A 14,548-nucleotide genomic window follows, 5' to 3' on the forward strand; every position below is an offset into this window, starting at 1 on the left:
GATCGTCAAATCAGTGCGCGAAGATGTCCGCGTCCGGCCATCCCGCAAGATCCAGCGCCGCACGGTGCGGCAGGAAGGCGAAACAGGCTTCGGCAATCTCGCTGCGGCCCTCGCGCGCGAGCCGCTCTGTCAGCTTATCGCGCAGCTTGTGAAGATGCAGCACATCCGATGCGGCATAGTCGATCTGGGCGCCGGTCAGCTCGGGGGCACCCCAGTCCGAGGATTGCTGCTGCTTCGAAAGGTCGACGTCCAGCATCTCCTGCACCAGGTTCTTCAGCCCGTGCCGATCGGTGTAGGTGCGCACCAGTTTCGAGGCGATCTTGGTGCAGAACACCGGCGCCGTCATCACGCCGAAGCGGTGCAGCAAGACGGCTATGTCGAAGCGGCCATAGTGAAACAGCTTCAGCACGTCCGGGTCGGTCAGCATCCGCACAAGGTTCGGCGCCTCGGTCTGCTCCTGGTCGATCTGCACGACATGGGCGTTGCCGTCGCCCGAGGACAGCTGCACCACGCACAACCGGTCACGGTGCGGGATCAAGCCCATCGTCTCGGTGTCGATCGCGACCACGGGGCCGAGGTCGAGCCCGTCGGGCAGGTCGTTCTTGTAGAGATGATTTGTCACCGGAAACCCTCCGCCCGCGCGTTTTCGGCGGCACTAGCACACATGGGTCATGCCCCGCCAGCGCGCAATGCCGACAATGCGCGGGCCTTTGCCGCCCGGAAAGGCCAGAATACTACTGAAGACATGACGCAGCGCGGCGGCGCCGTACAGCTCATACCGGCGCCCGTGAGACAGGATTACGCGCTCGAGTTCCATTCGAGCATGGTCCGGACGACCTTACTCAGCCATCTCCTGTCTCCCAAACAGATACCCCGCATGCCGTAGAAACAGGCGGAAGCCCGTCGACGATCCAAACGTGGCGGGCCATAGGCTAGAGTTGTAGCAGGGGTTCGTAGCCGGTCATCGCGTCTCCCGCGGGGGAGAGGATGGTGCCCAGGAGAAGACTCGAACTTCCACGACCGTAAGGCCACTGGCACCTGAAGCCAGCGCGTCTACCAATTCCGCCACCTGGGCAGGTGCCGTCTCTGTGAAGCCGGGATGTATCCCCGCTGTTCGGCGGTGTCAACGACCCTTTTGACGGGAAATGGGGGAAATTCCGCCGGTCACGCGCGGCTTGTCCCGAGGCGTTTGACGGGGACAGTTCCCGGGGGCATTGTCGCCGCGAAACGGGACGGCAATTTTATTGCGCGGCCCAAGGGGAACACCGTTTCGACATCGTCCTGCCCGATCACCGGTGCAACGAAGTCACATTGACTGCGGGGGTCGCGTCTGTCGGCCTACCGCAGGTTCGGGGTGTGACCTATATGCAGTGGGAATCGGTTGTGCCAACCGGACCCGGCGGGGTCAGATGGTGAGTCGATGCCCGGCGGCTTGGCGCCTCGTCGCGCCGTTGAGATTGAAGGAAGAGAGTACACGCATGATCCCGCAAAGCCCGATCGTGACGATCTTCGGAGGCTCCGGCTTCGTCGGACGCTATATCGCTCTGCGCATGGCGCGGGCCGGCTGGCGCGTGCGTGTCGCCGTGCGGCGGCCCAACGACGCCCTGTTCGTGCGGACCTATGGCGTGGTCGGACAGGTCGAGCCGGTACAGGCCAACGTGCGTGACGACGCTTCGGTCGCCGCGGCGCTGAGCGGCGCGGACGCTGTGGTCTACTCGGTCGGCGTGCTGACCCCGGCGGGCAAACAGACCTTCGATTCGCTTCACGTCGACGGCGCGGACCGGGTCGCGCGCCTGGCCGCAGAAGCCGGGATCGACCGGTTCGTGCATATCTCGGCAATCGGCGCCGACGCCGAGAGCGACAGTGCTTATGCCCGCTCCAAGGCCGAAGGCGAGGCCGCGGTGCTCGCGCACCAGCCCGATGCGGTGATCCTGCGCCCCTCGGTCGTGTTCGGCCCCGAAGACGAGTTCTTCAACCGCTTCGCCGGCATGGCCCGGATGAGCTTCGCGATCCCGGTGATCGGCGCCGAGACGCGGTTCCAGCCGGTCTATGTCGGCGATATCGCCAAGGCAGCCGAGAAGGCGCTGACCGATGGCGTGCACGCGGGCGTCTACGAACTGGGCGGCCCCGAGGTCGACACGTTCGCGGGCCTGATGGATCGCATGCTGAATGTGATTCGCCGTCGCCGGCTGGTGCTGTCGGTGCCGATGCCGATTGCGCGGCTGATGGGGCGGACCTTCGGGTTCTTCCACGGCATTTCGGGCGGGCTGCTGCCCGCGCCGGTCACCTATGACCAGGTGCTGCAACTGGGCCGCGACAACGTCGTGGCAGAAGACGCGATGGGTTTCGCGGATCTCGGCATCCAGCCGACGCCGATGGCGGCCGAACTGGAAGACTACCTGACCCCATATATGCCCTACGGGCAGTACGCGCGGCTGACGGCCTCGGCCAAGGACCTGCGCTCCTGAGGCCGGGCGCGGCGCCCATTGCGGGCGCCGGATGCCTCCGGCGGGGATATTTGAAGAAAGTGGAAGGCGGGCCGCGCTTGACTTGAGCGTGAACTCGCCCGATATGGACGACACCGCCTTCTGCCGCGTGAGCAGCGTGCGGCCGGATCTTCGGATCCCGTGCCGAGGCGATTCTGAACCGTTTCCCACATCACGCATGGGCAGCAGCGCCAGACCGGCGCGCGGGCAATCCGGCCCGAGCGCGAGGTTTTGGCGCGACCCCGTGCCGGGCCGATCGTGGCCTGCGACGGATGGACGGTTCTTGCCGTCCGCATGACTGGAAAGGTCCGCATGGACTCTGAAATCCGGGATTTCGAATCCCTGGGGCTCTCGCCCCGACTTGCCGCCCGCCTTGCCGATCAGGGCATCAACGAGCCGACGCCGATCCAGGCGCAGGCAATCCCCCACGCGCTGAAGGGCCGCGACGTTCTGGGCCTGGCGCAGACCGGCACCGGCAAGACTGCCGCCTTCGGCCTGCCGCTGGTGCATGGCCTGATGGGCGGCGGCGCGCGCCCCGACCCGAAATCCTGCTCGGGGCTGATCCTTGCCCCGACGCGGGAGCTGGCGCGGCAGATCGTCGACAACCTGCGCGCCATGACGCGCGGCAGCCATCTGAAGATCGAACTGGTCGTCGGCGGCGCCTCGATCAACAACCAGGTACGGGCCCTGCACAGGGGCGTCGACATCCTGGTGGCCACGCCGGGCCGCCTGATCGACCTGCTGGACCGCAAGGCGGTGCGGCTGGACCTGACCAGCCGCCTGGTGCTGGACGAGGCCGACCAGATGCTGGACATGGGCTTCATCCACGCGCTGCGCCGGATCGCGCCGCTGCTGCCGCGCGCCCGGCAGACCATGCTGTTCTCGGCCACGATGCCGAAGCAGATGGAAGAGCTGTCGCGCGCCTATCTGACCGACCCGGTGCGGGTCGAGGTGGCGCCTCCGGGGCAGGTCGCCGACCGGATCGAGCAGGAAGTGCATTTCGTCGACAAGGCCGGCAAGCTGCCGCTGCTGGTCTCGATGCTGCGCGAGCACGAGCGCGAGCGCTCGATCGTCTTCGCCCGCACCAAGCACGGCGCCGAACGCCTGATGAAGAAGCTGGTGGCCGACGGGTTCGCCGCCGCCTCGATTCACGGCAACAAGACGCAAGGTCAGCGTGACAAGGCGATCGCCGGGTTCAAGGGCGCTCAGGTGAAGGTGCTGGTGGCGACCGATGTCGCCGCGCGCGGCATCGACATCCCGGGCGTGGCGCATGTCTACAACTTCGACCTGCCGAACGTGCCCGAGAACTATGTCCACCGGATCGGACGCACCGCCCGCGCCGGGGCCGAAGGCCGCGCCGTGGCATTCTGCGCCGAGGACGAGGCGAGCGAGCTGCGCGCGATCCAGAAGATCCTGCCCGAGCCGCTGCGCGTTGCGGGCGGCACCCCCTGGAAGGGCGCAGAGCCCGCGAAGCCGCAGCGCGGCGGCAAGCCGGGTGAGAAGCCCGGTTCGGGCCGTCCGCGCCGCCGCCGGCGTCGCGGGCCGAAAACCGGCACCCGCGCGGCGGCTTGACCTATGACATGACGGCGGGCTCTCCAAGCACCGCCGTCATGGCCGTGGCCAGCCGGTCGGTGATCTCGTCGATCTGGCTGTCGTCCATGACGAAGGGCGGTGCCAGCAGGATATGATCGCCGCGCTGGCCGTCGATCGTGCCCGACATCGGGTAGCAGATCAGCCCCGCCTCGAAGGCGGCCTTCTTCAGCTTCGCCGCCGTTTTCAGCGACGGGTCCAGCGGAGCCTTTGTCTCGCGGTCGGCGACCAGTTCGATCCCGCGGAAGAGGCCGCGCCCGCGGATGTTCCCCACGTTCGGATGCTGTGCGAAGCGCCCGTGCAGCGCCGCATCGAGCTGCGCGCCGAGTCGCTGCACGCGTGGGATCAAAGCGCGGTCGAGCATCGCGTTGACCACCGCCAGCCCCGCTGCCGTGGCGACCGGGTGACCGATATAGGTGTGCCCGTGCTGGAAGAAGCCGGTGCCGCCCGCGATCGTGTCGTAGATCTCGCCCGAGCAGAGCATCGCCCCGATCGGCTGATACCCCGCCCCGAGCCCCTTGGCGATGCAGAGGATGTCGGGCGAGATGCCGTCATGCTCGCAGGCGAACAGGTGCCCGGTGCGGCCCATGCCACACATCACCTCGTCGAGGATCAGCAGGACGCCGTACTGGTCGCAGATCTCGCGGATGCGCTTGAAATAGCCGGGAACGGCAGGCACCGCACCGGATGTCGCGCCGACGACCGGTTCTGCCATGAAGGCCATGACGCTGTCCGGGCCAAGGCGCAGGATCTCGTCCTCGAGCTCCTGCGCGGCGCGGAGCCCGTAAGCCTCGGGGCTCTCGTCCTCGCGGCGCTCGCGGTACTCGTAGCAAGGGGCGATATGGCTGACCTCGATGAGCAGCGGGCCAAACTGGGCCCGGCGCCATTCGTTGCCGCCGGCGGCGAGCGCGCCGAGCGTGTTGCCGTGATAGCTCTGCCGCCGGGCGATGAGGTGGCGGCGCCGGGACTCGCCCTTTTCCACGAAATACTGGCGGGCGAGCTTGATCGCGGCCTCGGTCGCCTCGGAACCGCCGGAGGTGAAGTAGACCCGGTCGATCCCCTCGGGCGCGTGTTCGGCGAGCAGGTTGGCGAGGGCCTCGGCAGGTTCGGAGGTGAAGAACCCGGTATGGGCGAAGGCAAGCTTGTCGAGCTGGTCCTTGACCGCCTCGGTGATCGCCGGATCGCCATGCCCGAGGCAGGAGACCGCCGCGCCGCCGGAACCGTCGAAATACCGTTTGCCGTCCTGGTCGATCAGGTAGCAGCCCGCGCCCGCGACGGCGGTGGGCAGATGGGCATGGCAGTGACGGGGAAAGACATGGGACATGGGCGCGACTCCTTTCGCACCAGCGTAGCCGCTGCGCCCGGTCTGGCAAAGGGGGGCTCCCGCCCGGGGGCGCCGGATCTGGCGATCCGTTTGCCCCGGTTGGGCGTGGCCCGCGCTGACGCGCGGGTCCGGGCGCCTCTGTCAGGTCCAGTCCATCACGACCTTGCCTGCGGTCCCGTTCCGCATCGCATCGAAGCCTTCGCGGAAGCGGTCGATGGGCAGGCGGTGGGTGATGAGCGGCGCGAGGTCGAGGCCGCCTTGCACCAGCGCGATCATCTTGTACCAGGTTTCGTACATCTCGCGGCCGTAGATGCCCTTGATCGTCAGCATCTTGAAGATCACCGGGTGCCAGTCGATCGCGAAGCCCGCCGGCGCGATGCCCAGAAGCGCGACCTTACCGCCGTTGTTCATCGTGTCGATCATCTGCCGCATCGCCGGCGCGGCGCCGGACATTTCTAGCCCGACGTCGAAGCCCTCGGTCATGCCGATGTCGCGCATCACCTCGCGCAGATCCTGCTTCGAGGTGTCGATGGCATGCTCCAGCCCCATCGAGCGCGCCAGCTTCAACCGGCCGGGGTTGATATCGGTGATCACCACCTTCCGCGCGCCCGCCCGTTGCGCCACCAGCGCGCCCATGATGCCGATGGGCCCGGCGCCGGTGACCAGCACGTCCTCGCCCACGAGGTCGAAGCTGAGCGCGGTGTGCACAGCGTTACCCAGCGGATCGAAGATCGCCGCGATTTCCGACGGCACGTCGTCCGGGATCGGCACCACGTTCGACTCGGGCAGGCAGATGTACTCGGCGAAACTGCCGGGCCGGGTGACGCCGACGCCTTGCGTGTTGCGGCAAAGATGCCCGCGCCCCGCCCGGCAGTTACGGCAGATCCCGCAAACGATGTGCCCCTCACCCGAGACGCGCTGGCCCTTGGTGTATTTCCGCGCTGCCGCGCCCATGTCGACGATCTCGCCCATGAACTCGTGGCCGGTGACCAGCGGCACCGGCACCGTGGCCGAGGCCCATTCGTCCCATTCCCAGATGTGCACATCGGTGCCGCAGATGGCGGACTTGTGCACCTTGATCAGCACGTCGCCGGGGCCGGGCTCGGGCACCGGGACGTTCTCCATCCACAGGCCCTTTTCCGGCTTGGCCTTGACCAGGGCGCGCATCGTGTTGGTGGTCATTTCAGTACTCCAAGTTCGCGCCCGGCCAGTTCGAAGGCCGAGATCGCGGCGTCGAGATCCGCGATCTCGTGGGCGGCGGACATCTGCGTGCGGATCCGGTCCTGCGCGCGCGGGACGACGGGGAACGAAAAGGCGGTGACATAGACGCCCAGTTCCTGCAGGCGGGCGGCCATGCTCTGCGCCAGTTTCGGGTCGCGCAGCATGACCGGAATGATCGCATGCTCGCCGGGCAGCAGTTCGAAGCCGAGCTTCGTCATGGCCTCGCGGAAATGCGCGGTGTTGCGCGCCAGCCGGTCGCGCAGGTCGTGGCCGTTCTCGATCAGGTCCAACGCCCTGAGCGAGGTCGCGGTGATCACCGGCGCCAGCGCGTTCGAGAAGAGGTATGGCCGCGAGCGCTGCCGCAGCCACTCGACCAGCGGCTTCGGCCCGGCGACATAGCCACCAGAGGCCCCGCCCAGCGCCTTGCCAAGCGTGCCGGTCAGGATCTGCACCCGGTCCTGCGCGCCGAAATGCTCGGGCGTGCCGCGCCCGCCCTGGCCCATGAACCCGACGGCGTGACTGTCGTCGACCATCACCCAGGCGTCATACTTCTCGGCCAGGTCGCAGATCGCGGGCAGGTTCGCGATCACCCCGTCCATCGAGAACACGCCATCCGTCGCGATCAGCCGGTAGCGCGCGTCCTGCGCCGCCTTCAGCTGCTCTTCCAGCGCGGCCATGTCGTTATTCGCATACCGCAGCCGCTTCGCCTTGCACAGGCGAATGCCGTCGATGATCGAGGCATGGTTCAGCGCGTCCGAGATGATCGCGTCTTCCTCGCCGAGGATCGTCTCGAACAGGCCGGTGTTGGCATCGAAGCAGCTGGAATAGAGGATCGCGTCCTCGGTCCCCAGCCAGTCCGAAAGCCGCGCCTCGAGTTGTTGGTGGATATCCTGTGTGCCGCAGATGAACCGGACCGAGGCCATGCCGTAGCCATGCAGGTCGAGCGCGTCGCGAGCGGCCTCGACCAGCTCGGGCGCGTCGGCCAGCCCGAGGTAGTTGTTGGCGCACATGTTGATCAGCTTGCTGCCGTCGGCAAGCTGCACGCGGCCGCCCTGCGGCGTGGCCAGCGGGCGCTCGCGGCGCGTCAGCCCGGCCTCGTCAAGCTCGGCCAGTCGGGCGGTCAGATCCTGGATCATGCGGTAGGCGGTCATCGGGCGCTCCGGTGGTTCGCGGTCGCGCCATCTGACCCGTATCGACGCCGGAGTCCAACCCCCCGGCGCCGTCTTTCACGCCCGCGTCAGATCGCGCGGCTGTGGCGGGCCGTCCCGGTCCGCAGGTAGGCGTCGAAATGCCCCGCCACCAATCGCGCGATGGGCTTGCCTTCGGGCGCCAGCACCAACCGGTCGCCGTCGCGGGTCAGCCAGGGCCGGAACCGCTCCAGCGCATGCTCCACCTCGCCGTCCAGCAGTTCCGCGAAACTGCCGAACTCGAGGCCCAGTGCCGCGAGATCGACCGACAGATCGCACAGCAGACGCTCGATCAGCGCGCCGCGCAGCCGGTCCTCGATGCCCAGCGCATGACCGCGCGAGGTCGCCAGCGCATGCGCCCTGATACGCCCCGTGTAGGCCGCCGTGGCCGAGGCGTTCTGCGCGAACCCGCCCGGATAGAGCGAGATCGCCGAGGCCCCCAAACCGATCAGCGCATCCGCGCCGTCGTCCGTGTAGCCCTGGAAATTGCGCCGCATCCGGCCCTCGGCCGCCGCTTGCGCCAGCGCATCGGACGGTTTCGCATAGTGGTCGATGCCCAGCGCGTCATACCCCGCCTCCAGGAACATCGCCTCGGCGGTCTCCATCAGGGCAAGCCGGGTCGGCGCATCCGGCAGCGCGTTCGCATCGATCACCCGCTGCCGGCGTGCGGCCCAGGGCACGTGGGCATAGCCGAACAGCGCGACCCGGTCGGGCGCAAGCTCCAGCACCTTCGCCGTCGAGTCGGCGATTCCCGGCAAGGTCTGATTCGGAAGCCCGTAGACGATGTCGGTGTTCAGGCTCTCGATACCATGTGCGCGGAGATGCCGCACCGCCTCGGCCGTCTGCTCGAAGCTCTGGTGGCGGCCGATCGCCTTCTGGATCTCGGGGTCGAAATCCTGGATGCCGATGCTCGCCCGGGTCATGCCCGCGCGGGCCAACGCGGCGATCCGGTCGGGACCGGTAACGGTCGGGTCGATCTCGACCGCGAACTCGCGCTCAGCGTCCAGCGAGAAGGCCTGCGCCAGGTGCGCGGCCAACTCCTCGATCTGCGCCGGGGTCAGGATCGTCGGCGTGCCGCCGCCCCAATGTACATGGATCACGCGTGCACTTTCCGGCACCCGCGCGGCGACCATGTCGATCTCGGCCTTGAGCACCTCGAGGTAGGCCGCGACCGGCTCGGGCGAGCGCACGCCCTGGGTCCGGCAGGCGCAGAACCAGCACAGCCGCTCGCAGAACGGAATGTGCAGATAGAGCGACAACCGCGCCTCCTGCGGCAGCCCCCGGAGCCAGCGGTCCGTGGTCTCGGAATCCGTCGCCGACCCGAAATGCGGGGCGGTCGGATAGCTCGTGTAGCGCGGCACCATGACGTCGAACAGCCCGGTGCCGGCGAGTTGTTGCAATCTGTCCATTGTGCTACCGTCGCGGGAATTGGGCTGCAGTGCGTTGATCCAGATCAACGGGAGTAGTTTTAGCAGATGCAAGTTTCTCAGCGCGTGCCAACATCCGACGCCTGCGAGGACTGTCCGATCCGCCATCGCGCCGTTTGCGCCCACTGCCAGGGCGACGAGCTGCAGCTTCTCGAGTCGATGAAGTCCTACCGCACCTACAAGCCGGGCGATCCGATCGTATGGGCGGGGACCGAGTTCAATTTCGTCGCCTCGGTGGTGTCCGGGGTCGCATCGATGAGCCAGACGATGGAGGATGGCCGCCGCCAGATGGTCGGCCTTCTGCTGCCGTCGGATTTCCTGGGCCGCCCGGGCCGCGCCCGCGCCGCGTTCGACGTGACTGCCGCGACCGATGTGACGCTCTGCCGGTTCGAGCGCAAGCCCTTCGAAACGCTCCTGAAAAGTTCTCCGTCCATCGGCCAGCGCCTGCTGCAGATGACGCTCGACGAACTCGACGCCGCGCGGGAATGGATGCTGCTGCTCGGTCGCAAGACCGCGCGTGAGAAGATCGCCAGCCTTCTGGCCATTCTCGCCCGGCGCGAGGCGACGCTGGGCCAGAAGTCGCTCGAGGGCGAGATCACCTTCGATCTGCAGATCACCCGCGAAGCGATGGCAGACTACCTCGGCCTGACGATCGAGACCGTCAGCCGCCAGCTGACCGCGCTGCGCAAGGACGAGATCATCGTGCTGACCGGCAACCGCCACGTGACAGTTCCCGACTATGACGCGCTGGCCGCCGAGGCCGGGGACGACACCGACGGCACCCAGCTCAGCTGAGCCCTTGCACCCCGGGCGGCGACCGCCCATGCTCCGCCGCGAATTCAACCGTCAGCGGAGCACGCCATCATGACCGACCTGAACATCGACCTGCTGCGCGCCCTGTGCGAAACCCCCGGCGTGCCCGGCCACGAGGACCGCGTCCGCGACCTGATCCGCGCCGAGATCGAGGGTCTGTTCGACGAGGTGACGACCGACCCGATGGGCTCGCTGCTCTGCCGCCGCGACCCCAAGGGCGAACCGACCGAGCGGATCATGCTGCTCTGCCACATGGACGAGATCGGCTTCCTGGTCAGCCATGTCACCGACAAGGGCTTTCTCTATCTTCAGCCGGTCGGCGGGTTCGATCCGCGCAACCTGTTCTCGCGCCGGGTGCTGGTGTGCACCGATGACGGCGATCTGAAGGGCGTGATGAACCCCGGCGGCCGCCCGGTCCACATCGCCAGCCCCGAGGACCGCAAGAAGGTACCTGAGGTCTCCGAGTTCTTCGTCGACCTCGGCCTGGGCGAGGCCGCCAAGGACCGCGTCAAGGTCGGCGACATGGTGGTGATGGACGAGCCGTTCCTCGAAATGGGCGACAAGGTCGTCTCGAAGGCGCTCGACAACCGCATTGCCTGCTGGCTCGGGATCGAGGCGATCCGGGGCCTGAAGAAGACCCGCTCCAAGGCCGAGGTGCACGTCGCCTTCACCAGCCAGGAAGAGGTCGGCCTGCGCGGCGCCCGAACCGCCGCCTACCGGATCAAGCCGGACATCGGCATCGGCGTCGACACCACGCTGGCCTGCGACACCCCCGGCGTGCCGGAGCAGGACCGCACCACCGTTCAGGGCCAGGGCTTCGGCCTGCACGTCCGCGACAGCAGCTTCATCGCCGACAAGGCGTTGGTGCAGGAGTTCGAGGATCTCGCCGTGGCAAAGAAGATCCCCTTCCAGCGCACCATGCTGCGCGCCGGAGGCCAGGACGGCGCCGCCGCCCAGCAGGCCGCCGCCGGCGCCCGCGCGGTCGGCATCGTGGTCGGCACCCGCTACATCCACACCGTGACCGAGATGATCCACAAGACCGACCTCGCCGCCGCACGGGACGTCCTGACCGCCTTCCTCAAGGCGCACTGACCGACCACTGAGCGACGTTCTCTGTGGCAAAGCCTATGGGCCGGCACCTGAGGTGGCCGGCCTTTCGGCGTCTTTCGATTGTCGCTCGATGGCGTGAAGGACGTCAGCGAACTGCGCCGGATTGTGGTGCGAGTAGCGCTGGTCACTCTGCCGGCGAGGCGGCAGCGCCAGTACTCGTTGGCGACGCAATACTCGCGTGAACCCCATTCACATACCGGCAAGTCCAACTCGAAGTTGCGCAACTGAGAGTCGAAGAATCATACATATTCATGTTATACATTATGTTACTCGTATGCGGGATTATCCCGCAATAATAATGATTTAGGGAGTAATTTGTAATGGCTACCATAAAATACTTCGATCCTGTCATGTACGTGTACCGCTATAATAATCTCGAGGATTACAAGATCGCCTCTCGGTCCGAGAAGAAGATCACCCTCGAATGGGATGAAACCCAAAGCCCCTTCGACCCAGCGCAAGCATCGTACAGTGCCGTTATCAAGATCAGTGACGCCACAAGCTACGTTCCCGAGTTCGGACCACAGGCAGGCGAGCGCGTCTATACCGGTGGTGCGATCGAAAGCGTCCGGTACTTTTCGGAAGCCGGCGAGAAACAGCTTTCGATTACGTACATCGACCCGGAGCTAAACGTAGTTCAGTGGCTGCAGCATCAACTTAACTCCGAAAACCGTCCGTATGATCTATACGAATTGATGGTGAGCGGCGGCTCACGGTTCGTAAGTTCTGGCGTTATTACCGCGAGCGACGTCGAAACCGGGACCGGGGATGACCTCGTCAACAGCCGAACAAGCGACGGAACCTTCATCAAGGACAAGGGTGGTGCCGACGATTACATTGGTGGCTCCGGCTTCAACGGCCTGACCTATGACCAGTGGTTCTGGAACCCCGATTCTGTTGTCTCAGCAGTTTACGCCAACATGACCCGAGGCTTCGTGGATGGACCTGATGGTCACCGGGATCAAATTTCACGCATCGATTCAATTCGCGGTACGTTTCTCGATGATACGTTCATCGGCGATTCCGGATCGAATGAATTCTATGGTCTGGGCGGAGACGACCTGATTATCGGTCGTGACGGTGAAGATACGGCTTCTTACCGTCGCGACGACCAACACGGAGGCAACGACGGGATCCGCGCCGATCTTCGCAACCAGGAAGTTCGCGACGGCTTCGGCAATACTGACACCCTGCGCAGCATCGAGAACATCCGTGGATCGAACACGAACGACCTCATCATTGGCAACCGAAAGGATAACGATCTCAGAGGCGAAGCCGGAGATGATGTCTTCCGCATCTATCAGGGAAATGACTCGCTAGCCGGCCACGACGGTGCCGACAGGTTCGTGTTTGTCGGTGAAGCCTTCGGCTTCGACTATATCGACGACTTCGATATCGCCGGAGGGGACAGGTTGCGCATCCTCGCAGTCGATGACTTCTCGGAACTCGAGGTCTCCGACGCGGATGGCGGCGAGGACGCGATCATACGCATCATCGGCAACGACGAGTCCGAGGTGTACCTGAACGATGTCGCTGTCGCCGATGTCACCGCGGCGCTCTTCATTTTCTGATCCTCGGATCTGTCTACCCGGGCGCGCTCCGTGCGCCCGGCCCCGCCTTCCAAGCCGCGGCGTCGCCCACCCATTTTCAGAAGTTTCGACAGTCCCTTGATCCAAATCAAGGAGCCGCGCACCCTGTGAACGGCATACCGGCCATCAGGACGACAATCGGCGTGCGCAGGAACAGGTGTGTGCGTCGGCCATCCGAGGGACAAGAATGACCGATACGTTAAAGCTGATCGTGCTGGGCATGATCATGGTGGCGGCTGCAATCGCCGCCAATTTCGCGTTGGACGTCGCCTACATGGTGCACGCCCTTCTCATCATGTTCATTTCCGCAGGTCTTTTCCTGTGGGTGCTTCGCGGCATAGGCGAGCCGAACATCGCGCCGCCCGCACCGGCAACCGGCTACATGGACGACGTGGTCCGAGCGGGGGTGATCGCCACCGCCTTCTGGGGCGTGGTGGGCTTCCTGGCCGGAACCTATATCGCCTTCCAGCTGGCCTTCCCGGTGCTGAACCTGGACCTGCCCTGGACCAGCTTCGGCCGGCTGAGACCGCTGCACACCTCGGCGGTGATCTTCGCCTTCGGGGGCAACGCGCTGATCGCGACCTCGTTCTACGTCGTGCAGCGCACCTGCGCAGCGCGGCTCTGGGGTGGGAACCTGGCGTGGTTCGTGTTCTGGGGCTACCAGCTGTTCATCGTGATGGCCGCGACCGGCTACGTCCTGGGCGCCACCCAGTCCAAGGAATACGCCGAGCCGGAATGGTACGTGGACATCTGGCTGACGCTGGTCTGGGTCGCCTACCTGGCGGTGTTCCTCGGCACGATCCTGCGCCGCAAGGAACCGCACATCTACGTCGCAAACTGGTTCTACCTGTCCTTCATCGTCACCGTGGCGATGCTCCACATCGTCAACAACCTGTCCCTGCCGGTGTCGATCTGGGGCTCCAAGTCGGTGCAGGTCTTCGCCGGCGTTCAGGACGCGCTGACCCAGTGGTGGTACGGCCATAACGCGGTGGGCTTCTTCCTGACCGCGGGCTTCCTGGGGATGATGTACTACTTCATCCCGAAACAGGCCGAGCGTCCGGTCTATTCCTACAAGCTCAGCATCATCCACTTCTGGTCGCTGATCTTCCTCTACATCTGGGCCGGTCCGCACCACCTGCACTATACCGCGCTGCCCGACTGGGCGCAGACGCTGGGCATGGTGTTCTCGATCATGCTGTGGATGCCCAGCTGGGGCGGCATGATCAACGGGCTGATGACGCTCTCGGGGGCTTGGGACAAGCTGCGCACCGACCCGGTGATCCGCATGATGGTGGTCTCGGTCGGCTTCTACGGCATGGCGACCTTCGAGGGTCCGATGATGTCGATCCGCGCGGTCAACTCGCTGTCGCACTACACCGACTGGACGATCGGCCACGTGCACTCCGGCGCGCTGGGCTGGAACGGCATGATCACCTTCGGCGCGCTCTACTTCCTGGTGCCGAAACTCTGGAACCGCGAGCGGCTCTACAGCCTGAGCCTGGTCTCCTGGCACTTCTGGCTCGCGACCATCGGCATCGTGCTCTACGCCGCGTCGATGTGGGTGACCGGCATCATGGAAGGCCTGATGTGGCGCGAGGTCGACGCGCAGGGCTTCCTGGTGAACAGCTTCGCCGACACCGTGGACGCCAAGCTGCCGATGTACATCGTGCGCGGCCTGGGCGGGGTGCTCTACGTCGCCGGTGCGCTGCTGATGGTCTGGAACCTCTGGATGACGGCGAAGGGCGCCGGGCAGGAAGACACCTCTGCCCGCCCTGCCTCCGTCCCCGCTGAATAAGGAGAG

At 65.9% G+C, this 14,548-nt stretch carries 11 protein-coding genes and 1 tRNA gene; 6 read left to right on the plus strand and 6 right to left on the minus strand.

The features are described from left to right. Positions 1-10: 10 nt before the first annotated feature. Entirely contained in the window at positions 11-622 is a 612-nt protein-coding gene (locus ACW9UR_RS18095) for a ribonuclease D (RefSeq protein WP_458918453.1), read from the minus strand. Positions 623-988: 366 nt separating this feature from the next. Then, positions 989-1,075, minus strand: a tRNA-Leu gene (locus ACW9UR_RS18100). Between the two features lie 403 nt (positions 1,076-1,478). On the opposite strand from ACW9UR_RS18100, the gene ACW9UR_RS18105 reads away from it, so the two are divergent. Both ACW9UR_RS18105 and ACW9UR_RS18110 read left to right on the plus strand, forming a co-directional pair. After that, positions 1,479-2,468, plus strand: a complete 990-nt coding sequence (locus ACW9UR_RS18105; RefSeq protein ID WP_458918454.1) for a complex I NDUFA9 subunit family protein — start codon at positions 1,479-1,481, stop codon at positions 2,466-2,468. 330 nt (positions 2,469-2,798) lie between these two features. Next, positions 2,799-4,058, plus strand: coding sequence for a DEAD/DEAH box helicase (locus ACW9UR_RS18110; RefSeq protein ID WP_458918455.1), 1,260 nt, complete (start codon positions 2,799-2,801; stop codon positions 4,056-4,058). Position 4,059: 1 nt separating this feature from the next. Here ACW9UR_RS18110 and ACW9UR_RS18115 read toward each other — a convergent pair whose 3' ends face one another. The 4 genes from ACW9UR_RS18115 to hemN all read right to left on the minus strand — a co-directional run bounded on the left by ACW9UR_RS18115 (position 4,060) and on the right by hemN (position 9,217). Continuing rightward, entirely contained in the window at positions 4,060-5,400 is a 1,341-nt protein-coding gene (locus tag ACW9UR_RS18115) for an aspartate aminotransferase family protein (RefSeq protein ID WP_458918456.1), read from the minus strand. 141 nt (positions 5,401-5,541) lie between these two features. Beyond that, complete coding sequence (gene tdh, locus ACW9UR_RS18120) at positions 5,542-6,582, minus strand: L-threonine 3-dehydrogenase (RefSeq protein WP_458918457.1); 1,041 nt, start codon at positions 6,580-6,582, stop codon at positions 5,542-5,544. Further along, on the minus strand, positions 6,579-7,772 hold the full coding sequence (locus tag ACW9UR_RS18125) for a glycine C-acetyltransferase (RefSeq protein ID WP_458918458.1): 1,194 nt from the start codon (positions 7,770-7,772) through the stop codon (positions 6,579-6,581). The genes tdh and ACW9UR_RS18125 overlap by 4 nt, the downstream gene beginning before the upstream one ends. An 86-nt stretch (positions 7,773-7,858) precedes the next feature. Beyond that, complete coding sequence (gene hemN / locus ACW9UR_RS18130) at positions 7,859-9,217, minus strand: oxygen-independent coproporphyrinogen III oxidase (protein WP_458918459.1); 1,359 nt, start codon at positions 9,215-9,217, stop codon at positions 7,859-7,861. 66 nt (positions 9,218-9,283) lie between these two features. Here hemN and fnrL point away from each other — a divergent pair, with 66 nt between their 5' ends. From fnrL to ccoN, 4 genes are all read left to right on the plus strand, one after another. Continuing rightward, entirely contained in the window at positions 9,284-10,030 is a 747-nt protein-coding gene (gene fnrL, locus ACW9UR_RS18135; RefSeq protein WP_458918460.1) for a transcriptional regulator FnrL, read from the plus strand. Positions 10,031-10,108: 78 nt separating this feature from the next. Beyond that, positions 10,109-11,140: a M42 family metallopeptidase gene (locus ACW9UR_RS18140; RefSeq protein ID WP_458918655.1), complete on the plus strand. Its 1,032-nt coding sequence runs from the start codon at positions 10,109-10,111 to the stop codon at positions 11,138-11,140. Between the two features lie 338 nt (positions 11,141-11,478). After that, positions 11,479-12,729, plus strand: a complete 1,251-nt coding sequence (locus tag ACW9UR_RS18145; RefSeq protein WP_458918461.1) for a calcium-binding protein — start codon at positions 11,479-11,481, stop codon at positions 12,727-12,729. A 205-nt stretch (positions 12,730-12,934) separates the two neighbouring features. Further along, positions 12,935-14,542, plus strand: coding sequence for a cytochrome-c oxidase, cbb3-type subunit I (gene ccoN, locus ACW9UR_RS18150; RefSeq protein ID WP_458918462.1), 1,608 nt, complete (start codon positions 12,935-12,937; stop codon positions 14,540-14,542). Positions 14,543-14,548 lie beyond the last annotated feature (6 nt).

The sequence above is a fragment of the Halovulum sp. GXIMD14794 genome, from assembly GCF_054457455.1.